Consider the following 21143-nt stretch of genomic DNA (forward strand, 5'->3'; position numbering starts at 1 on the left):
CGAGGCCACGTCCCCCTGAGGCCCGGCGATTATAGCGAAAGCTTCTCCATAAACCTACTAACGCGCTGATTTACAAGCGGTTTGGTAAAAGCCAAAAGGAACCCGTTCTGCCTAGGGAAAAACCCCAAGATGTAGCGATAGCCGCGAGCCTCGACGCCAAGATATGGGCTATTGCCTGGCCAGCGATCATTGCGAATATCTCCATTCCTCTGCTGGGCCTTGTCGATGCGGCCCTCCTTGGCCATCTTGATAGCTCCAAACACCTGGCCGCAGTGGCTGTAGGCGGTGCGGTTCTTTCCTTTCTTTATTGGGGTTTCAGCTTCCTGCGCATGGGGACCACCGGGGAAGTGGCTCGCGCAAATGGGGCCAAGGACGAACCACGAGCGTTACTCGCATTAGCCAGATCTGCGGTCATAGCCCTTGCTATCGCGGGATTATTGCTGATTTTCCAGGAGCCTCTGCTCTTTCTGGGGTTTGAGACCATGGGAACGGGGCCTGAGATCAGAGGAACGGCTGAGAATTACGCCTCATTGAGGATGCTTAGTGCGCCAGCAGTTCTTTTGACCTATACCGCATTTGGCTGGTTCATCGGGCACCAGGATACCCAGTGGCCCATGCGCATATTAATCATCACAAATGTAAGCAATATCGCCCTCGACGCGCTGTTCATAATGGGACTGGGACTTGCGAGCAGTGGCGCAGCCGTCGCGACCGTCATTGCTGAGTATCTCGGCCTGATCATGGTCCTGATAGCGCTAAAAAAACCGCTCGCTGCATTTTTTAGCGCTGAGCTTTGGACAAAACTGCGCGTCCCAGGCCCCTACCTAGGGCTTCTTCGCAGCAACCTAAACTTGTTTTTTCGAACTCTCAGCCTCTTGTTTGCTTTTGCCTTTTTCACCGCGGCAGGAGAGAACCTGGGTCCGGAAGTAGTCGCGGCCAACGCCGTGATGATGCAGTTTCTACTTTTTGCTGCTTTTGCAATGGATGGTTTTGCCTACGCGGCCGAGGGCTTGGCTGGAGAGGCATTAGGTGGCGGTGACTTAGCGAAATTCTTCCGCGTTAGCCGCCGCTGTGCGCTGTGGACTGCAGTATCCGCCCTAATCATCAGTGCTTTGATACTTCTGGGAAAACCCTGGCTGTTCCCGATGCTAACCAGCCTGCCCGAAATACTGGCAATTATGCGAGCCCATGGTCTTTGGCTCGTTGCGCTGCCGCTAATTGCTGCCCCAAGTTATCTACTGGACGGTTTGTTCATTGGTGCGGGCGCCACACGCGCGATGATGGTGACCATGCTATTTAGCGCCTTCGTAGTCTATTTGCCCTGCTGGTACCTGACCACGGGACTGGGAAACCAAGGGCTGTGGTTTTCCTTTGCGGTATTTAATGCAAGCCGTGGAATCACTCTTGCGCTGTACTTTGGGTATTTTACTCGCCGTCACCACTGGCTTGAGAGTCACTCGGATCCAATAGCCTGACCACCTCCGCGGGCGTTTCAATCCGCCGCGCCGATGGTCGACTCACCCGGGTCTTCACTTCTTCAGGCGTACTGACAGCAGGACGGCCCTCGCGAAAACCACAGGCAACACATTCGCGCTCATCGGTGTCCAAATCCACCACGATCTTATCCATCTCAGCGCAACGAGGGCAGACAGCCCCTGCAATGAAACGTCTCCGGCTCTGAAAACCGCTCATCTTTTTCCCTCACTACTCTGTAATCCTGCGCGTTAAGAAGCCGCGGTGGTCGACAACCGCGTTTGCGGCCACAATGGTGCTTTGACGTTCCGGCAGATGAGGTTCTTGCGATCATGCACAAGCATTACACCAACTTAAGTTTACGCAGCTTCGGGGGTCATACGCCTAAACTCGGGAATCGGGTTCTTATCGACCCCAGCGCAGTGGTGTCGGGCGACGTGGTTCTCGGCGACGATGTATCAGTCTGGCCAGGAACCATCATTCGCGGAGATATGCACTCCATCCGCATCGGCGCGAGAACCAGTGTTCAAGACGGTAGCGTACTGCATATCACCCACGCCAGTGACTTTAATCCGGCAGGCTGGCCTCTCACTATTGGCGAAGAAGTCACCATCGGCCACAACGCGACGCTCCACGGTTGCACTCTCGGGGACCGAATATTAGTCGGTATGGGTGCTGTGGTGATGGATGGCGCAGTTGTAGAGGACAACGTCGTCATTGCTGCCGGTGCCCTTGTAACGCCCAAAAAACGTTTAGAGAGTGGCTACCTTTATGCCGGTTCTCCGGCTAAGCAGGTACGGGAACTCAGCGATAAGGAAATGGCTTTCTTTAGCTATAGCGCAGGAAACTACGTGCGCCTAAAAGACCAACACATCGATGAACTCGATACGCTTTGTGCAGGTAACGAATAGCTTAAGCAGCGGCGGCGAGTACCCCCCGAAGCTGTTGAATCACAGGCTGAGTTTCGGGGCGCTGACGGTGCCACACATAAAATGCTTCAGCTGCCTGCTCTACCAACATACCCAGTCCGTCGCTCACGGCCCATGCGGCATTTTGAGCTGCCCAGCGCATAAAGGCAGTAGGCTCAGCGCCGTACAGTAGGTCATAGCAACAGCAGCGCTCACTCAAAATTCCCGGCGGAAGCGCCGGCATTTCGCCACTGAGGCCCGCACTATTTGCATTGATCACAAGATCGAACTGCTCATCCGAAACGCTGTCATAGCCACCCGCTGAAATCTTACCCAGCACACCAAACTCCCGCGCCAGTGTTTCTGCGCGCTCCACTGTTCGGTTCACGATATGCACAGAAGCAGGTAATTCGCGCATCAAGGGCTCAAGAACCCCTCGAACAGCCCCTCCCGCACCAACTATGAGCACCCGCTGCTCCTGAACACGCCAACCTAGATTTGCGACCATATCGCGCACCAAGCCAACACCATCCGTCGTGTCACCATGCAAGACGCCTTCGTCGTCGCGCCACAGCGTATTTACCGCCGTCGCCCGCGCAGCGCGGGGTGTTAACTCGGCAGCACAGGCCGCGGCCTGCTCCTTAAAGGGAACTGTCACGTTTAAGCCTTGGCCACCCGCATCAAAAAAAGCAGTTACCGCTCGCTCAAAATCGTTAAGCTCAACACGCAAAGCCCGATACTCAAGCTTCACATCGCATTGCGCGGCAAAAGCAGCATGAATCATGGGCGAACGACTATGTTTAATGGGATTGCCAAAAACGGCGAATCGCTTGTTGTTGGTCATGAAGCGACTCCGGCGCTGTTCAGATGTAGCCAGTCGCGTCCCGTGAGGAAGTAGTCCGTGAGGCGGGCCTCATCGGTCCCGGGTTCCGGTTGAAACGCATACTCCCAGCGAACCAAGGGCGGCAGCGACATCAATATTGCCTCGGTGCGGCCATTTGATTGCAGCCCAAACAATGTGCCGCGATCGAACACGAGATTAAACTCCACGTAGCGTCCGCGACGATACAGTTGGAACTGCCGCTCTCGATCGTCGTAGGGAGTGTCTTTGCGGCGTTCCAGAATAGGTCGGTAAGCAGCAATAAATGAGTCGCCGATGGAACGCATAAATGCAAAACAGGTTTCAAAATCCCAGCTGTTGAGATCGTCATAAAAAAGACCGCCGATACCTCTGGGCTCGTCCCGGTGCTTGAGATAAAAATACTCGTCACACCATTCCTTGTACTTTGGGTACACCTCTTCACCGAAGGGCGCGCAGGCATCTGCAGCCGTCTTGTGCCAGTGGACACAGTCTTCTTCGAATCCGTAATAGGGCGTGAGGTCGTAACCGCCGCCAAACCACCAAACCGGCTCCTCACCGGGTTTTTCGGCGATAAACAAGCGCACGTTCGCATGGGAAGTGGGCGCATAGGGATTTCGCGGATGGATAACCAGAGAAACACCCAGGGCTTGATAACTACGACCCGCTAACTCGGGACGTGCAGCCGTGGCAGAGCCCGGCAGCTCCGCACCCATTACGTGAGAGAAGTTCACCCCAGCTTTTTCAAGCACCGCGCCATCGCTCAATACGCGACTGCGTCCGCCGCCGCCTTCGGGGCGATCCCACTCTTCAATCGTAAACTCTGCACCCCCATCAACCTGCACGAGACTCTCACAAATGCTGTCCTGAAGACCTAGCAGGTACTCTTTTATGGGGTCGGTCATCTCGCTCATAGCGCGGATCCTTTTATATTTTGTCTTCTCCGACGAGTCGGGATCTTACTTGGCAGCAATCTAGGCACGGAAGACCTCATCACTGAACACATCACGAATGATTGACGGCCGCTGGGAACCACCCACTGCCCCTGGAAGCACGGCATCCAGACGATTCCCGAAATAGTTGCGCACTGCCAATAAAGTCTTCGGTGCAGGACTCCCCGCCACATTCGCTGAACTGGATACCAGCGGTCCGCCATGTACCTGACATAGCGCTCTTACCAAAGGATGACCGCTAACCCTCACTGCAACGCTTTCAAACCTGCCATGCACCAATGAAGGCACTCTCCCGCGATGAGGAACCAGCCAGGTATTCGGCCCAGGCCAGGACACGCGAACTTTTCGCTGTAGGGCTTCGGGTAAGTCCTCGAGCAAAAACGCCAACTGCGATTCATCTCCCGCCACCAAAATCAGGCCTTTGTGCGCGGGCCGCTGCTTAAGATCCAGCAAACGTTGTACCGCAACATCGCTAAAGGGATCACAGCTCAATCCCCACACCGCTTCCGTAGGACATGCGATCACGCCGTGTCCAGCCATGGCATTGGCACACAGGCGCATACGAAAAGAAATAGCTGGAGGCATTCGGTTCAGTGAACAGGCCGTTGAAACGGGCGCCGATTCTAGCAACTGCTCTGGCGCTGGCAAGGCTTGCAGTCATTCCGGCAATAGCGTCCATCTATATTGCTGAGCCATCCTTCAATCTCCAAGTCGCTCAGTAGGGCCAGTAAATCGGAAACGGGCAGGCCCGTAATCTGCTGGAGGGTATTCAGCGCTAGACCTTCATCACCAAGATGCAGCAGAAGCTTCGCGGCATCACCCGTCGGCGTTGGGCGGGGTTGGTCTGCATGATTCGCAACGCCAGGAAACAGGCTGGACAGGTCCTCCATCGCCGTGATGGGGGTCGCGCCATCGCGCAACAAACGCCTGCAACCGGCGCCCTGCTCATGAAAAATCGACCAGGGGAGGGTAAGGACCTCGCGACCCTGCTCCAGCGCAGCGGACGCTGTATGCAGAGATCCGCTGGGCAGCGCTGCTTCGACAATCACTGTAGCCCTCGCCAAACCGCTAATAATGCGGTTCCTTCGCGGAAACTGATGCTTTGCTGGAGGCGTACCGGCGGGTAGCTCACTGACTACGCAGCCTCGGCGCGATATGTCGGCCGCTAACTTTCGATGGCGAAGAGGAGACGCTCTATCCAAGCCCGACGCAAGTACGGCGGCAGTTTGGCCACTCTGAAGAGCGCCTCTATGGGCAGCCGCGTCAATGCCCAAAGCGAGACCTGAACAAACGGTGTAGCCAGCAGCTGCAAGGATTTGACCTATTTCATGCGCAGCACGGAGTCCTCCATGACTCGCTTTGCGGCTACCCACAATAGCCACCGCAGGTTTTGTGAGGCAGGAAGGATCGCCTCGACAAAACAACCAAGGCGGTGGATCAGGAATCTCCCGAAGTGCATTGGGGTAGCGACGATCGCCGAGGGGAATGAATTCATCTATATCAGCGTCGTCGGTGTCTCGAAGTGTCCAATGGTTGTTTGTCCGTGGCCAGTGTTTGCGAGCACGCGCGAGCATACGCTGGGTCGCAGTCGGCAAGGTGGCAAGTTGTTGTTTAGCGGGCTCAGCGAGCCAGTCAGCGGCAAACAAGGCCGCAGGAGTTTGATACTCACGCAGCAAATTTCCGAGGCCCTGAGTTTGAGTCCCAGACCAGCTAAGCAGTATTTGGAAGTGTTCCCGGGTCTTGTCATCCATGACCCGGAAGCTTACGTCAGGGGTTCTTAACCTTGTCCATCACTTTCAGCGGACGGTTGGATTTGAGGACCAGCGCGTAGCTCGCTTTCTCGGCAACCTCAAAAACCATGGCCAATCCCGCACGAACGTCAGGAAGACTCACGTTAGTTTGCGCGACCTCGTCAAACACCACCTCGCCTGTCTGATAAATAGCGAGTACGTGACCCACCTCCAGACCCTCTCGATCGCCTTTGTTGAGAACGACGATGTCCCAGGTCCCGATTTGTGTGACCCCGCCATCAACGGCAATCATAAAGGCGTCTTCAACATCTACACCGGGTGCGCGAGGCTGAAAGGTCGCGTCCAAAATTCTCTCATCAAGAGGGAGTAAGCGGTCGGTAATGCGCACTTCTTCAGTTACCCGAGTTACCTCCAGCTCGACAACAGGATCCGAAAGGCTGCTTTTGGCCTGTGCATTGCCAATGTCCTGCGCCTGATAACCCAGAACCTCAAGTGTCAAAGGATCCCGATATACGTCTCCGGCACGATAAATACCGTAGGCGCGCTCGTCCTCGGGAAAATAGCCGCGACCATAAATCGTGTCGCCGTTGGCCGTGATCAGGTGCTCTTGTCCACCTGCTACTACATATGACGAGGATTCGAGCTCCTCAGGACCAATGATTCGATGACGCTTTAAAAATGCATCGACGTCGTCAAGAGGAATCACCGGAATCGCCAAATCCAACGGGGTGACCCGCATGTTGGGCGCAAGCTTTACGTCGCGGCCACGGCTCAACGACAAACGCGGCCGGCCATCAACATAGCTCAGATAAAGAGTGTCTCCGGGAAAGATCAAATGGGGGTTATCAATCTGAGGATTCACATCCCAGACTTCTGGCCACAGCCACGGCTCCTCGAGGAACATATCTGCAATACCCCAGAGGGTGTCGCCTTTCTTAACGAGATAGGTGTCCGGCGCATCACCCCGTACTGTCGCTTCTTGTGCGGGACTTAATCCCGGCAGAAGTAGTGCCAGTATTAATAGAGCACTAGTCAACCATCCCTTCAGAGCAGAATTACTCTTATGGGGCGCTGAAGGGGCATTAATCAGCCATTCTGTCATCGGTCATTCTCCCAGGCACGGAGCTTACGCAGTGTTCGCGCATAAACGTCCACGTTATACTATCGCAGTCTACGGTAGAAGTTAGATTCATGGCAGTCCTCGACATTTTAGAATTTCCTGATCCGCGTCTGCGCACGGTGGCAAAACCCGTGGAAGTAGTCGACGACGGCTTACGCACGCTTATCGATAACATGATCGAAACCATGTACGAGGCTTCGGGTATTGGCCTTGCTGCGACTCAAGTCAACGTTCATCAGAGATTATTGGTCCTTGATACTTCCGAGGATCGAGACACGCCCAAGGTTTTTATAAACCCCGAGGTCAGTATTATTGACGAGACTCTGGGCAGCTACGACGAGGGCTGTTTGTCAGTACCGGGATTTTACGAAGAAGTGAATCGCCCGCAAAAAATTCGCGTCGATGCCTTAGGTAGAGACGGCAAGCCCTTTAGCGAAGAGCTGGACGGGCTGCCGGCGATTTGTCTGCAGCACGAGATAGATCATCTTGATGGCAAGCTATTTGTTGACTACATCTCGCCTTTGAAACGCAATCGCATCCGCAGCAAGCTCGAAAAAGCTCACCGGCTGCGAGCCTGACAACCCCGTGTCATCCTTGCGCCTGGCCTTCGCAGGCACCCCAGATTTTGCCGCGATCCATCTCGAAGCGCTGATCCACTCAAACCATGAGCTGCTTGCGGTACTTACGCAACCCGACAGACCTGCGGGACGAGGTAAGAAGGACCGTCCAAGCCCCGTCAAAGTGCTGGCAGAAAGTCATAATCTGACGTTAATGCAGCCTGCAAGTCTTCGCAGTCCTGAAGCCATAACAGCCATCGATGAACTTCAACTAGACGCGCTTATCGTCGTGGCCTATGGCTTGATCCTGCCCCAGGCCGTGCTTGATTTGCCGCGCTATGGGTGCCTCAACGTACACGGGTCCTTGCTCCCCCGATGGCGTGGAGCGGCCCCCATACAACGCGCGATCGAAGCGGGAGATTCTGAAAGCGGCGTGACTATCATGCTCATGGACGCGGGGCTCGATACGGGCCCCATGCTGGCAAAAGGACCCTGTCCCATCACTTCGCAAACCAGTAGCGCCGACCTCTACGAAGAACTCGCAGGTATTGGCCCGCCTTTGTTGTTAAACGTTTTGGAGGATCTACCGGAACAACTTTCTGCTGCCACAATTCAAAACGAGGGCGAGGCCAACTACGCGGCAAAGATCACTAAGGATGAAGCCCTCATTGATTGGTCCGAACCTGCCGCTGTTATTGCTCGGCGCATACGGGCATTCAAGCCAGCTCCGGGCTGCTATGCCTTTTTAGAAGGTCAGCGTCTGAAAATTTGGTCGGCCCAGTCCGCCGCCAGCAGCTCGGGCAGTGTGCCAGGCACGATTTTGAGCAGTACAGAGCACGGGATCACCGTGCGTTGTGGAGAGGGCGCCGTCGTACTCAAAACACTGCAAATGGCGGGATCAAAGGCGATGCAAGCTCAAGACCTGCTCCGCGGCAATAGCGCATTATTTGCGTCGGGAAATCGGTTTAGTGCCGAAGGGGGCTTGTGAAGCCCGGAGCCGCCGTGCGAGCCCGAGCCGCACAGGTAATCGCTGCTGTAATGCGCGGTGATTCCCTTGACCGCGCTCTAGAATCACTGGGAGCAGGCCTCCCCGAGCGGGATCAACCTCTCTGCCGTGAGATCTGCTACGGAACTCTCCGCCTGTTTCCCCGTCTGAACGGATTACTTGGGCAGCTGCTTCAAAAACCCCTGCGAACAAAAGATCGGGACGTTCATGCGCTAGCGCTGGCTGGCCTTTATCAGCTAACGGAAATGCGCATTCCGCCCCACGCCGCCGTCAGTGCAACCGTGGATGCCGCGACGATTCTCAAAAAACGTCAACTCTCTGGATTGCTAAATGCTGTGCTGCGGAGGTTTCAGCGAGAAGAGGCCGATCTACTGGCGGCACTAAGCCCTGCACAAAACGCGGCCCAGGCCGACTGGTTTTGGGACGCCCTAGGTAAGCACTGGCCAGAACAGCGTGAAGAAATCGCGCAAGCGAACAATACTCACCCCCCTATGACTGTGCGTGTGAATCTTTCTCGCACAGATCGAGATAGTTATCAGCAGCAACTAAACGGTATCGACATCAGCTCTCAAAAAGGCGTGATGAGTTCCGCCGCGCTAACCCTTGATCAGCCCACGGACGTGTCCGCGCTACCGGGCTTTATGAATGGCTTATGCAGCGTTCAGGATGAAGCCGCGCAGATGGCGGCACAGCTGTTAGCGCCAGCGCCCGGTGAACGTATTCTTGACGCCTGCGCTGCACCCGGAGGGAAGAGTGGGCATATTCTGGAGCAGCAAGGCTCAGAACCCTGTCTCACTGCCACTGATATCAGCGAAGACCGTTTGCGTCGCGTTCAGGAAAACCTGAATCGACTGGGGTTCAGCGCAAAGCTTTTGTGTGCTGACGGTGCAAAGCCTTCTACAGCACTGAAAGATCAAGGCCCTTTTGACGCCATGCTGCTAGATGTTCCTTGCTCTGCTACTGGCGTAATCCGTCGGCATCCGGACGTAAAGCTTCTGCGGCGTATAGAGGATGCGGCCGGGTTTGCGCGGCAACAAAACGCAATCCTTGATGGACTTTGGCCACTCCTCGCACCCGGCGGGCGACTGCTATACGTCACATGTTCCTTGCTGCCGGAAGAAAACAGCGACGTAGTAGCCGCGTTTTTATCAAGGCAGGCAAATGCTCGCGAAGAGCCTCTCGAACTCGATTCGGCACTCCCATGTACCCACGGAAAGCAGCTGCTGCCCCACGCCAAGGGTGCTGACGGGCTTTATTTCGCCATGCTTTATAAAGATGTTTAAGCGCCATGAGGTCGCACTTTTTGCGCGTAAGATTTCCACTATGAGGCCTGTATTGCGGCAGTTGATTGCAGTACTGTGCAGCCACTGCAGCGGCAGGATCTTTGCGGCATGAAAATAATTATCCTGGGGGCCGGACAGGTGGGCGGAACGCTCGCAGAACATCTGGCAAACGAAAAAAACGATATAACCATTGTCGACACCGACGGTGAGCGCCTGCGTGCGCTAAAAGACAGCCTTGATATTGGCACCGTCACCGGCAGCGCTTCGCACCCTGACACTCTGCGAGAGGCAGGCGCCAAAGATGCCGAAATGCTGATTGCCGTCACCAACAGCGACGAAATCAACATGATGGCCTGCCAGGTAGCGCATACGTTTTTCCGCACGCCTCAGAAAATATCCCGGGTGCGCTCTCAAGCTTATCTCGATCATCAGGAACGGCTTTTTTCTGCAGAGAACATACCTGTAGACGTTATCATTGGTCCTGAGCAACTCATTACCTCGTCGATCCGCCAACTCATCGTTAATCCCGGCGCTCTACAGGTTCTCGATTTCGCAGAGGGCCGCGTACAGTTGGTGGCCGTGCGTGCGGTACACGGCGGCCCAATCGTTGGCAAAGAGCTCAGTACGATTCGCGAGCATATGCCAAAGGTAGACACTCGCGTTGCCGCGATCTTTCGAAGAGATCGGGCTATTTTCCCCAAGGGCGATACAGTGGTGGAAGCCAACGATGAAGTATTCTTTATCGCGGCAAGCAAACACATTCGCCAGGTCACCTCTGAGCTTCGCCGTGTAGACAAACCTTACAAGCGCATCATGATTGCGGGCGGCGGAAACATCGGCGCTCGACTCGCAAATTCACTGGAAAAAGACTTCTCAGTAAAAGTGATTGAGTACAGCTACGCGCGATGTCGCGTTCTGTCTGAACAACTCAAACACACCCTCGTTATTGGCGGCAGTGCGGCTGAGCCTGCACTACTAGCCGAGGAAAACATTGAACACACCGATGTTTTTTGCGCACTGACCAACAACGATGAATCAAACATCATGATGTCCATGCTCGCCAAGCGCATGGGCGCAAAGAAGGTGATCACGCTGATCACGAATCCCGCTTATGCAGAACTTGTAGGGGACGAGATCGACATCGCAATCTCACCTCAGGAGATCACCATTGGCAGTCTGCTGACCTATGTTCGTAAAGGCGATATCAGTGCGGTACATGCGCTTCGCCGAGGAGCGGCGGAAGCCATCGAACTCGTGGCACGGGGCGACGCCTACTCCTCAAAAGTCGTTGGACGCCGCATAGAAGAAATACCTCTCCCCGAGAGCGTTACTATCGGTGCTATCGTTCGAGGCGAGCAGGTACTTATCGCGCATCACGATTTACTGGTTGAAACTGATGACCATGTCATCCTGTTCTTGGTTGATAAGCACAAAATTCACGCGGTAGAGAAACTCTTCGCCGTAGGTTTTGGCTTTTTCTCTTAGGCCATCGCGTGCACTTCGCCATTAGTTTGCGCATCCTGGGGCTTCTTCTAAGCCTCTTCAGTGTAGCGATGTTGCCGCCGCTGCTCATTGCTGTTCTTACTGACGATGACACAGTAACGGGCTTTATCTACGCCTTCGCAATCACCCTATTGTCGGGTATTACACTTTGGCTCCCCCTCCGGGGAGTTAAACGCGACCTGCAAATCCGCGACGGTTTTCTGATAACCGCATTATTCTGGACCGTACTGGGACTATTTGGGGCCTTGCCTTTTGCACTTACAGAGTCCCTGAACATGGGTGCCGCCGACGCGATCTTCGAGTCAGTTTCAGGGCTTACTACCACGGGCGCTACTGTGTTGACGGGTCTCGATGACATGCCCGCTTCGATTCTTCTTTATCGGCAAATGCTCCAGTGGTTAGGTGGTATTGGTATCATCGTCGTAGCGGTCGCTGTGTTACCCATGCTGGGTATTGGTGGCATGCAGTTGTATCGCGCAGAGACTCCCGGCCCCAGCAAAGACAGCAAACTCACTCCGCGTATCACGGAAACCGCCAAGGCATTGTTTTCGGTGTATCTTGCGTTGACCGTGCTGTGTGCCGGGGCCTACAGCCTCGCAGGAATGTCGGGCTTCGACGCGGTTTGTCACGCCTTTGCAACGGTCGCTATCGGTGGATTTAGCACCCACGACGCTAGCATGGGCTACTTCGACAGCGAAGCTATCTATCTCATCAGCACACTGTTTATGTTGATTTCGGCGCTGAACATCGGGCTGCACTTCACGGCATTTCGCCGCCGAAGTGCCTCTGGGTATTGGGAAGATTCCGAGGCCAAATTTTTCGCCAGCGCAATGGCTGTCTGCGTCGTCATTACCTGTGCTTACCTCGTGTTCTCTGAAACACTCAACATTCAAGAAAGCGTCGTACACGGTCTTTTTCAGGCGGTGTCTATCACCACTACCACGGGCTTCGCCACACAGGACTTTTCCCTATGGCCCGGCTTTCTACCGATGATGCTCCTGATGTTTTCCTTTATGGGAGGCTGCGTAGGATCTACCGGCGGTGGCATCAAAGCCATGCGTCTGATGCTCATTTACAAGCAGGGAATTCGCGAGCTAAAACAGCTTGTGCACCCCCATGCGATTATCCCCTTAAAAGTCGGTAACCGCCGCGTAGAAGCCACGGTAGTTAGTGCTGTTTGGAGCTTTTTTGCGGTCTATACCTTCGCATTTATCGTGATCATGTTAGTGCTCATGGCCACCGGCCTGGACTTCATTACAGCATTCTCTGCAGTCGCTGCCGCGCTTAACAACCTGGGTCCGGGACTGGGATCTGTGGCTGCAAACTACGGCGAGGTTAGTGATTTTGCCAAGTCAGTATTGTGCTTTGCGATGCTCTTAGGGCGACTCGAAGTGTTTACCTTACTGGTGTTGTTTACGCCGATGTTTTGGCGTAACTGATAATTAGAGGAGCTGCGATTCTTTCAACTAGGCGCCGACCACTATTTCTTTGGTGCCATGCTGTTAGCTACATTTAGAAGAATATCCGCCACTTCTTCCTTCGAAGGGCTGCTCTCTTGAAGCGGATGGGGACCCTCTACCGTTAAAAGCTTCCAGCCCCGCGCCTTCGCGCGCTTGGGGGCTTCTTGCTTTCTCATGTAACCGAAAATTTCAGCAGCTTGTGTAGCAACAATAATGGTTCCTGATTGGGGTGCAGAGTTCTTCAAGTCAATACGATCGGTGTAGGTCTTCCACGGATGACTTCTCATGGTTGGCTGCGGGTCTCGCAGCGCGTCAGCGGCAATCAACCAACCATCACCGTGCTCCTCAACAGACGTTTGCGCTATTGCAGTGACTTCTGGCCCAAAGGCATCAAGGAGGTTTTCACCATGAGTCAAAGGGACCGTATCGATGTAAACAACATGGGAGACTCTGTCTCCAAGCTTATCGGCAACCCCAGTAATGACGGCACCTCCGTAGCTGTGCGCTACAAGAATAACGTTTTCAATATCTAACCACTCCACATAGTTCGAAATGTCGTCGATGTGTGTTGATAGACCGACTTGTTTGGATAACAAATGCTCTTTTTCTCCTAGGCCAGTCAATGATGGGGAGTGCACCTCAAAACCCTGTACGCTCAGCAACTCAGACAATGCATCCCATTGCCCTCCCCACTGAAAAGTGCCATGGACAAGGACAAAGCTAGGGCGAGTAGAGCTACCGCCTTCCTCGCTCATAGCAATTTGTGACGCTGTTATGGAGATCAGGATTAGAAGTGAACTTAGCGTTGTGCGTATGCGCATAGATGCCCCCTATGACTCGGTTATTGACTGAAAAAATGCGGTCAAAAAGCCGCCTTTAGCCGCGCTTTCCAGTGCCTCGGGATTTACGAACCAACTCGTAAGCGGCCTGAATTTCCTGGGACTTTTCTGTGGCAATCTTCAGCATATCCTCGGGCACGCCTCGCGCAGCCAACTTATCCGGGTGATGCTGGCTCATGAGTTTTCGATAAGCGCGTTTCACTTCGCTGTCGCTTGCCTCCTCACTTACCCCTAACGCAGCGTAAGCATCGGAAATGGTAGGTGCAGACGGGTGACCCGGCTGCTCATGAAACTGTTCCTGCGCTGTCGCCATACGCAAGAGCTCCTCGACGATCTCATCGCTGTAGCCCAGAAGGTTTCCGATCTGCCGGAGTGCGGAACGTTCACCGCTGTGTAACTGGTTGTCAGCAAGCGCCAGAGTTACAAGAAACATCATCAGCGTTTGCTTTAGCGCTGGGTGTGCTCCGCCCGCTAGCAAGTAATTCTGGATAGTAGCCTCTACAGAAAAGTCCTTATCACCCCCTTCCTTGAATAACAAAATGGCGTCGTGGCGCTGATCATCTGACAAACCCAGTTGACGAAATATTGCTTCCGTATGGGCCACTTCATCTTCGGAGATACGACCGTCAGATTTCGCCACGTGACCCATGAGCAAAAAAGTACTGCGAAAAAAGTGCTCTCTGACTTTTTCGAGATCGGCGGTACCCATTCCCAATACACCGGCCAAACCTCGATCAAACAGGTGGCCGAGCACAACGCCAAAGATGAGCCCAGGGAAACCCGCAACCAGTAATCCCAGAATGCCCGCAAGCAACTTGCCAAAAAACATCACTAACTCCGATTGGAAAAAAGAAGAAAAAACAGAAGGTTGTTCAATTGGACTCGGGTCGCCAGTCCGGGGCGTAATAATCCACACTTCCACGGGGCCTAACCCGAAAGCGCTTGTACTCCCACTGGTACTGCGCGGGTGACATCCGTACACAGCGTTCAACCCCATCATTCAGTGCTTTCAGCGAGGTTTGCATATCCTTGCTGTAAATACCTTCGTCAGCAGGTAAGTAATGTAACCGGTAGCCACCGGGAATACGCTCCGCAAAACCAAAGAACGCCTGTGCGCCGCTTTTGCCCAACAGCTTACTAGCCAAGGTCATCGTAAACGTCGGCACCTCCATAAAGAGGCTGTTCTCTCCAGACTCTACTACGGGCGGAACTTGATCTGGCAAAATCCCAGCAATGCCACCCTTTTTCAAAGACTTCACGAGCTTAGCAAGTCCGCGGGCATCTGTAGGAACCAAAACCGAGCCCGAGCGCTGCCTGGCGGTACGCACCATGTCGTCGAGTTGCTGCATATGGGGAGGCTCATAGAGCGCTACTGACTCACCCATTTCTGAAATATGCAGGCCAACAATCTCCCAATTACCAAGGTGCGGCCCCAGCATCATCACCCCTCGACCCTCTGCAAGAGCGGCACGAACAGCGTCATCTCCCACGATCTCAAGGATGTGGCCTCGAATCTGATCCCAGGGACGGTTCCAGACATAACCCATCTCGACAGCCAGCTCACCCGTAGATTGCAGGGAACGGCGAGCCAATGATTCCTGCTCTTCCTCCGAGAGCTCTGGAAAGGCCAAGCCTACGTTCCGCTCGGTCACCCTCCGTGGAGAGCCGCCCACCCACCAGGCAACGCGACCTAAGGCACGTCCCAAAGCACGACACACTCCCAAGGGAAGCAAGGATGATGACCACAATAAAAATGTAATGAGACGACTTTTCACGTATCCCTGTTTCGATATCGTTGTCACGCAGTGGTAATAAAAGCGCACAAATTGCGCGTTAGTTGTGTAACGACTGCGTATTGTGCCGCTGTTACTGACGGTATACTACGGTCCTTTTGCACCTCGCACAGGATTCCGCGTGAGCCAGTATCTCGACCCAGCACAAGACCCCATCAGTTTTCAGGAACTTATACTTAAGTTGCAGCAATTCTGGGGTGAAAAAGGATGTCTCATTCTCCAGCCGTTAGACATGGAAGTAGGGGCAGGGACATTTCACCCAGCAACATTTCTCCGCTCTTTGGGACCCGAGAGTTGGAACGCGGCCTATGTGCAGCCAAGCCGTCGTCCCACAGATGGGCGCTACGGAGAAAACCCCAATCGTCTGCAGCACTATTATCAGTTTCAGGTGGCTATGAAGCCCTCACCTCCCGAGTTTCAGGAGCTGTACATACAGTCTTTGCAGGCTTTAGGTATCGACACACTCACTCACGACGTCCGTTTTGTCGAAGACAACTGGGAATCACCGACCCTGGGCGCATGGGGACTGGGTTGGGAAGTGTGGCTCAATGGCATGGAAGTGTCCCAATTCACCTATTTTCAGCAAGCGGGAGGGATTGAGTGCTATCCCGTAACCGGAGAGATCACCTACGGTCTTGAGCGTATCGCCATGTATCTGCAGGGCGTCGATAGTGTCTATGACTTGCTTTGGACTCGAAGTCCCCAGGGCCCCGTGCTCTATGGCGACGTGTTTCACCAAAACGAAGTAGAGATGTCGCGATACAACTTTGAAGAAGCAGATGTCGACTTCCTGTTTTCACAGTTCGATCACTGCGAAAAAGAGGCAAAACGCCTAACCGACCTTGAGCTACCGCTTCCGGCCTATGAAATGGTTATGAACGCCTCGCACACCTTCAACTTGTTAGATGCACGTCATGCGATATCGGTGACAGAGCGACAGCGCTACATTTTGCGTGTTCGAACCCTGGCGCGAAACGTTGCTCAGGCATATTTCAATGCCCGAGCAGCTCTTGGGTTTCCTATGGCGGAACCCGGGATTCGTGACGAGGTGCTTGCTCAGCTAAAGGAGGCTGCGGCATGAGTCAGCCTCTGTTATTAGAAATCGGCTGCGAGGAGCTGCCCTCAAGCAGCCTGGAACAATTAGGGCGTGCACTGCATGAGCAGATCATCCGTCAGCTAGCAGACAAAGGTCTGTCTCACGGCAATAGTCAGTGGTTTGCAGCACCGCGGCGTCTCGCGGTGCTCGTAGAAGAACTCGTTGAAAAAGCAGCGGATGAATCTAAAGAGGCCTTAGGCCCTCCCGTAGCACAGGCCCGCGATGATGACGGCAACTGGTCTCGTGCCGCCCAGGGCTTTGCCGCAAAACTGGGCTGCACCCCTGAAGAGCTTGAAGTTATCGATACACCCAAGGGACAACGGCTTGGCATGAATCAGACCATCGCCGGTGCTAAAACCAGCGAATGCCTGAGCGCCATCGTCAATGACGCCGTTGCCGCTCTGCCCATAGCAAAGCGCATGCGCTGGGGCGCATCTCGAATGGAGTTTGTTCGCCCGGTACATTGGATTGTACTGATGTACGGCAGTGAGTCTGGATTTGGAGATGTGCTGAGCATTGCCAGCGGTAACACGAGCCGAGGTCATCGCTTTCACGCACCAGACGAAATCAGTTTTGAGTCTGCGAGCGACTACGAAACGGTAATGAGAGACGCCTGGGTTATCGCAGACTTTCAGGAGCGCTGCGATCTCATAAGGAATCAGGTTGAGACTGCCGCAGACGCATTGGGTGGTAAAGCACTCGTTGATAGCAACCTGCTCGGTGAGGTAGCAAGTCTCGTCGAATGGCCCGTAGCCCTGGCCGGGAGCTTTGATACAGCGTTTCTTGAAGTTCCCCCTGAGGCGTTGATCTCATCTATGCAAAGCCATCAAAAGTACTTCCCGGTGGTCGATGCTAACGAAAAGTTGATGCCGAATTTTGTGACTGTGAGCAACATAGAGAGCCGCGATCCAAGTCAGGTTGTTGCGGGAAATGAGCGCGTGATCAGACCGCGGCTTGCGGACGCAGCTTTCTTTTACGAACAAGACCGTCAAAGCACTCTCGCGTCCCGAGTGCCTCGTCTTGGAGCAGTTGTCTTTCAGAAGCAACTGGGATCTTTGCTGGACAAAACACAGCGGGTGCAACGACTGGCAGGCGAACTCGCCGAGTTGACAGGTGCTGACAGAATACAGGCTGAACGTGCTGCAGAGCTGTGTAAAGCCGACCTGGTTTCCGACATGGTCTTGGAGTTCGGGGACATGCAGGGTATCGCCGGAGCGTATTACGCGCGGAACGATGGCGAAGAGACTGCCGTTGCTGACGCTATCGCCCAACACTACTGGCCCACACAAGCGGGAAGCGATTTACCTGTTGGCGGCGTTGCCGTAGCGGTAGCACTTGCGGATCGTCTGGACACACTGATCGGTATTTTTGGTATTGGCCAGCCGCCTACGGGTTCAAAGGATCCGTTTGCTCTACGACGCGCATCTATCGCTGTGTTGCGAGTCATCATCGAAAAACAGCTTAATTTGGATTTACGCGACTGCCTGAACATGGCGGTGGAGGGTTTTGCCGAAGGCGTGATCGCCGACGGAACAAGCGATACCGTGTTTGACTATATGCTGGATCGCTTACCTGCCCTTTACGAAAACGATGCCATTGCCATCGAAGTCTTTCGTGCTGTACGCGGCAGCGGCAGCTCAAGACCAGCCGATTTCGATCGTCGTGTTCGCGCGGTGAAGGCCTTTGGCGAACGACCAGAGGCAGAAGCTCTTGCTGCCGCAAATAAGCGCGTAAGCAACATACTGGCGAAAGCTACAGATTTCGACAACAGTGCTGGAGTAAGTACCGACTTACTCAAAGAGGCTAATGAATTATCACTTCATAGTGCTGTTTCGTCAGCTGCGGAAGATAATGTAAGCGCGCTAGCGCGCGCAGATTATTCCGGCGCACTTACGCGTCTTGCAGCGCTTAGAGAGCCTGTAGATGCGTTCTTCGATGAGGTGATGGTTAACGCAGAAGACCCCGCACTCAAAGCGAACCGACTCGCGTTACTGGCGACCCTCCGCGAACAGTTCATGCTTATCGCAGATATTTCGCAACTCGCTGGTGTGAAGAGCGAATGACCAAGACCTTACTGAACATCCTTGCTAACACCTTAGTTATTGAGACGCCCCAGGGCTTGTGATTGAGACCGCCCTCAACGACCCGTCGCTCTGGTACGCCATCGCAGGTTTAGTTTGTGGAGGATTCATTGCCTGGTTGTGGCGTGGCGCAGAGGTCACGAAAACTCATGGAGATCTCAAGGAACAGGGTGATCGTCTTCAAGAACTTGAGATAGCACACGCCAGTCTTTTAAGTGAACGGGAGGTCCTTGCAGAGCAATTTCGGCAAATGAGCGAACGCGTGTCCGAGCTGCAGCAAGAGCGTAACTCCTTAGCGACAACCAACGCCGGGCTGAGTGCACGTCAAAGTGCGGATCAGGAAAAACACAAAGAACAGCTCGCGCTTCTTGAGCGAAGCAAGCAGCAACTTGCCATCGAGTTTGAAAACCTTGCAAACCGTATCTTTGAAGAGCGCGGCAAAAAGTTTAGTCAGGACAATCAACAGTCGATGGAGTCCTTGCTAAAACCCTTCGGAGATCAGATTCACCGTTTTCAATCCCGAATCAACGAGGTCCACGCGCAATCAATTCGCGGTAATGAAAGCCTGGCAGGCGAACTACGAAACATGATGGGCGTGGGTCTCAAAATGAGTGACCAGGCAGAGAATCTCGCCAAAGCACTAAAGGGCGACAAGAAAACCACGGGTAACTGGGGGGAAGTGCAGCTTGAACGCACTCTCCAACTCGCGGGTCTGGAGCCCGGCAGTCATTACGAAGCTCAATCTAGCTTTCGCGATAGCGAAGGCAAGCGGCGTATCCCGGACTTTGTTATCAAGCTTCCCGATGGCAAGCACCTGGTTGTTGATAGCAAGGTGTCATTAGTTGATTATGATCGCGCCGTCGCAGCCGAGACAGATGAAGAGCGTAACGAAGCGCTGAAAGCCCACGGCGCAGCGCTTAAACGGCACATAGATGACTTATCCTCAAAAGACTATTCCGCACTGGGCGGTATGAACAGCCCAGAACTGGTGTTCATGTTTATGCCCATTGAGGCTGCCTATATAGAAGCGCTCAAGTTCAACCGCGAGCTGTTTAATGATGGGTATCGCAAAAATGTGATTATGGTGTCTCACACAACGCTCCTACCGATGCTTCGCACAGTGGCAAGCCTGTGGATCGCCTACAGAAGCAACGAAGAAGCGCGGGAGATCAGTGAGCTGGCAGGCGATATTTACAATAAGGTGTGCCTGGTGGGTAATCGTCTGGAAGACATGGGCAAAACGTTAAACACCGCCACGGACAAGTACAACAAAACGGTCACCGCTTTAGTGGGTAAACAGGGCCTCTATGGAAAGGTAGAACGGTTTAAAAGCACCGCTGCGAATGCCAAAGGTGAGTTGCCCGCGGCTGTCACTCAGCATCCGACGATAGAGCACGACCGGCTGGGCATACTCACAGCAGACAACACAATTAGCGAAACAAAAAAGAGCTCTACCGAGCCACCTTTGGTCGATGAAACCGAAGCTTCTTCAGACTAACTTAGCAGCTGCACAGAACTAGCCGTGAGCCAGCCATCTCTCAAGCAGCTGAGCTATATCCTCGCTGTTGCCAAGAACGGTAGCTTCCGCGGTGCAGCAGACGAACTGGGTATTAGTCAGCCAACGCTGACGGCTCAGATAGCTCGGGCAGAAGAAGCCCTAGGAGAAAAGCTTCTGGAGCGCTCAAGAAACGGCGCATATTTAACACCCGTAGGACGTTTGTTCGAGCCTCAGGCTAGACGCGTCATTGAGGCGATGGAAGAGCTTGGCCAAATCGTCGGTGATACAAATATCAACGAAAAGGCCACCTACCGATTGGGTGTTAAGGGAACTCTCGGACCCTATTTATTGCCGCAAATACTGCCGGCACTCAAGGACACTCACCCCAATCTTCAGTTTTATGTTCGTGAAGACACGCCTCGCGGATTGGAGGAAGGTATAGCGCGAGGTGATTACGACGTGATTATCACTGCATTGCCTGTCAACTCAAAGGACCTGGTTCAGGAGCCCTTATTACGTGAGAAGATTCTTTTAGCGGCACCCGCAGATCACTCGTTAACACAGGTAAAAACCTGGCGCGGAAGTTACCTGAAGGATGAGCAAGTGCTTACCACCGAGCAAGGTCATCAATTCGCTCGACTCGTTGAAGGTGTCTGCCAGCGCTTGGGCGCTCAAGTCCGTCGCGACTACGAGGGAAGCAGCCTCGACGCCCTAAGACTCATGGTAGTGATGGGAATGGGCCTTACGTTCCTACCCGCACTTTATGTTGAATCAGAGATAAACGCTGACAGCGGAATAGCCGTCGGTGAGTTAGCAGATGAAACAATCGCTCGGTTACATGTTTTGGCGTGGCGTCCGAGCAGCCCCGCTAGAGGCTTCTACAAAGTTCTTGCCAAGGATCTCCGCATGATAATCGCCCAAAGATTAGGTCACGCGGTAGAGATTGTTAATCATTTATGAAGT

The 21143-nt window shown here is 53.9% G+C and carries 21 protein-coding genes; 11 read left to right on the forward strand and 10 right to left on the reverse strand.

What is annotated here, in order from left to right; genetic code table 11:
* Positions 1 to 29: 29 nt before the first annotated feature.
* Positions 30 to 245, reverse strand: coding sequence for a hypothetical protein (locus tag R0137_RS02325; RefSeq protein ID WP_407328243.1), 216 nt, complete (start codon positions 243 to 245; stop codon positions 30 to 32).
* On the opposite strand from R0137_RS02325, the gene R0137_RS02330 reads away from it, so the two are divergent.
* On the forward strand, positions 189 to 1475 hold the full coding sequence (locus tag R0137_RS02330) for an MATE family efflux transporter (protein ID WP_407330055.1): 1287 nt from the start codon (positions 189 to 191) through the stop codon (positions 1473 to 1475). The genes R0137_RS02325 and R0137_RS02330 overlap by 57 nt on opposite strands.
* Here the strand turns inward: R0137_RS02330 and R0137_RS02335 are convergent.
* Complete coding sequence (locus tag R0137_RS02335; RefSeq protein WP_407328245.1) at positions 1426 to 1692, reverse strand: YheV family putative metal-binding protein; 267 nt, start codon at positions 1690 to 1692, stop codon at positions 1426 to 1428. The genes R0137_RS02330 and R0137_RS02335 overlap by 50 nt on opposite strands.
* A gap of 113 nt (positions 1693 to 1805) precedes the next feature.
* On the opposite strand from R0137_RS02335, the gene R0137_RS02340 reads away from it, so the two are divergent.
* Positions 1806 to 2384 (forward strand): gamma carbonic anhydrase family protein, encoded by a 579-nt coding sequence (locus R0137_RS02340; protein ID WP_407328247.1) that lies wholly within the window; start codon positions 1806 to 1808, stop codon positions 2382 to 2384.
* Between the two features lies 1 nt (position 2385).
* Here R0137_RS02340 and aroE read toward each other — a convergent pair whose 3' ends face one another.
* The 5 genes from aroE to R0137_RS02365 are packed head-to-tail and all read right to left on the reverse strand — an operon-like array spanning position 2386 to position 7046.
* The gene (aroE, locus tag R0137_RS02345) at positions 2386 to 3225 is read right to left on the reverse strand and encodes a shikimate dehydrogenase (protein ID WP_407328248.1); all 840 of its coding nucleotides are present in this window, start codon (positions 3223 to 3225) and stop codon (positions 2386 to 2388) included.
* A complete protein-coding gene (hemF, locus tag R0137_RS02350) occupies positions 3222 to 4154 on the reverse strand; it encodes an oxygen-dependent coproporphyrinogen oxidase (protein WP_407328250.1) in 933 nt (310 codons plus the stop codon). Before hemF ends, aroE begins: the two co-directional genes overlap by 4 nt.
* Before the next feature lie 60 nt (positions 4155 to 4214).
* Entirely contained in the window at positions 4215 to 4778 is a 564-nt protein-coding gene (locus tag R0137_RS02355) for an L-threonylcarbamoyladenylate synthase (protein WP_407328252.1), read from the reverse strand.
* Between the two features lie 38 nt (positions 4779 to 4816).
* A complete protein-coding gene (gene dprA / locus R0137_RS02360; protein WP_407328253.1) occupies positions 4817 to 5944 on the reverse strand; it encodes a DNA-processing protein DprA in 1128 nt (375 codons plus the stop codon).
* A 16-nt stretch (positions 5945 to 5960) separates the two neighbouring features.
* Positions 5961 to 7046 (reverse strand): LysM peptidoglycan-binding domain-containing protein, encoded by a 1086-nt coding sequence (locus R0137_RS02365; protein ID WP_407328255.1) that lies wholly within the window; start codon positions 7044 to 7046, stop codon positions 5961 to 5963.
* 89 nt (positions 7047 to 7135) lie between these two features.
* Between R0137_RS02365 and def the strand changes: the two genes are divergently transcribed.
* From def to R0137_RS02390, 5 genes are all read left to right on the forward strand, one after another.
* Positions 7136 to 7642, forward strand: a complete 507-nt coding sequence (def, locus tag R0137_RS02370) for a peptide deformylase (RefSeq protein WP_407328257.1) — start codon at positions 7136 to 7138, stop codon at positions 7640 to 7642.
* Between the two features lie 7 nt (positions 7643 to 7649).
* Positions 7650 to 8609: a methionyl-tRNA formyltransferase gene (gene fmt / locus R0137_RS02375; RefSeq protein ID WP_407328258.1), complete on the forward strand. Its 960-nt coding sequence runs from the start codon at positions 7650 to 7652 to the stop codon at positions 8607 to 8609.
* On the forward strand, positions 8606 to 9910 hold the full coding sequence (gene rsmB, locus R0137_RS02380; protein ID WP_407328260.1) for a 16S rRNA (cytosine(967)-C(5))-methyltransferase RsmB: 1305 nt from the start codon (positions 8606 to 8608) through the stop codon (positions 9908 to 9910). The genes fmt and rsmB overlap by 4 nt, the downstream gene beginning before the upstream one ends.
* A gap of 108 nt (positions 9911 to 10018) precedes the next feature.
* Positions 10019 to 11395 (forward strand): Trk system potassium transporter TrkA, encoded by a 1377-nt coding sequence (gene trkA, locus R0137_RS02385; RefSeq protein ID WP_407328263.1) that lies wholly within the window; start codon positions 10019 to 10021, stop codon positions 11393 to 11395.
* A gap of 8 nt (positions 11396 to 11403) precedes the next feature.
* On the forward strand, positions 11404 to 12852 hold the full coding sequence (locus R0137_RS02390) for a TrkH family potassium uptake protein (protein WP_407328265.1): 1449 nt from the start codon (positions 11404 to 11406) through the stop codon (positions 12850 to 12852).
* A gap of 41 nt (positions 12853 to 12893) precedes the next feature.
* Here R0137_RS02390 and R0137_RS02395 read toward each other — a convergent pair whose 3' ends face one another.
* The 3 genes from R0137_RS02395 to R0137_RS02405 are packed head-to-tail and all read right to left on the reverse strand — an operon-like array spanning position 12894 to position 15418.
* On the reverse strand, positions 12894 to 13694 hold the full coding sequence (locus R0137_RS02395) for an alpha/beta fold hydrolase (RefSeq protein ID WP_407328266.1): 801 nt from the start codon (positions 13692 to 13694) through the stop codon (positions 12894 to 12896).
* Between the two features lie 55 nt (positions 13695 to 13749).
* Positions 13750 to 14541 (reverse strand): co-chaperone DjlA, encoded by a 792-nt coding sequence (gene djlA, locus R0137_RS02400; RefSeq protein ID WP_407328267.1) that lies wholly within the window; start codon positions 14539 to 14541, stop codon positions 13750 to 13752.
* Positions 14542 to 14584: 43 nt separating this feature from the next.
* A complete protein-coding gene (locus R0137_RS02405; RefSeq protein ID WP_407328269.1) occupies positions 14585 to 15418 on the reverse strand; it encodes a lysophospholipid acyltransferase family protein in 834 nt (277 codons plus the stop codon).
* Between the two features lie 208 nt (positions 15419 to 15626).
* On the opposite strand from R0137_RS02405, the gene glyQ reads away from it, so the two are divergent.
* Genes glyQ through R0137_RS02425 form a run of 4 tightly spaced genes read left to right on the forward strand, consistent with a single transcriptional unit; the run spans position 15627 to position 21140 of the window.
* Positions 15627 to 16586, forward strand: coding sequence for a glycine--tRNA ligase subunit alpha (gene glyQ, locus R0137_RS02410; protein WP_407328271.1), 960 nt, complete (start codon positions 15627 to 15629; stop codon positions 16584 to 16586).
* Entirely contained in the window at positions 16583 to 18664 is a 2082-nt protein-coding gene (gene glyS / locus R0137_RS02415; RefSeq protein ID WP_407328273.1) for a glycine--tRNA ligase subunit beta, read from the forward strand. The genes glyQ and glyS overlap by 4 nt, the downstream gene beginning before the upstream one ends.
* Before the next feature lie 58 nt (positions 18665 to 18722).
* Positions 18723 to 20180: a DNA recombination protein RmuC gene (rmuC, locus tag R0137_RS02420; protein WP_407328275.1), complete on the forward strand. Its 1458-nt coding sequence runs from the start codon at positions 18723 to 18725 to the stop codon at positions 20178 to 20180.
* Between the two features lie 24 nt (positions 20181 to 20204).
* Positions 20205 to 21140, forward strand: a complete 936-nt coding sequence (locus R0137_RS02425) for a hydrogen peroxide-inducible genes activator (protein WP_407328277.1) — start codon at positions 20205 to 20207, stop codon at positions 21138 to 21140.
* Positions 21141 to 21143 lie beyond the last annotated feature (3 nt).

This window comes from Congregibacter brevis (assembly GCF_045689245.1).
GTDB lineage: Bacteria > Pseudomonadota > Gammaproteobacteria > Pseudomonadales > Halieaceae > Congregibacter > Congregibacter brevis.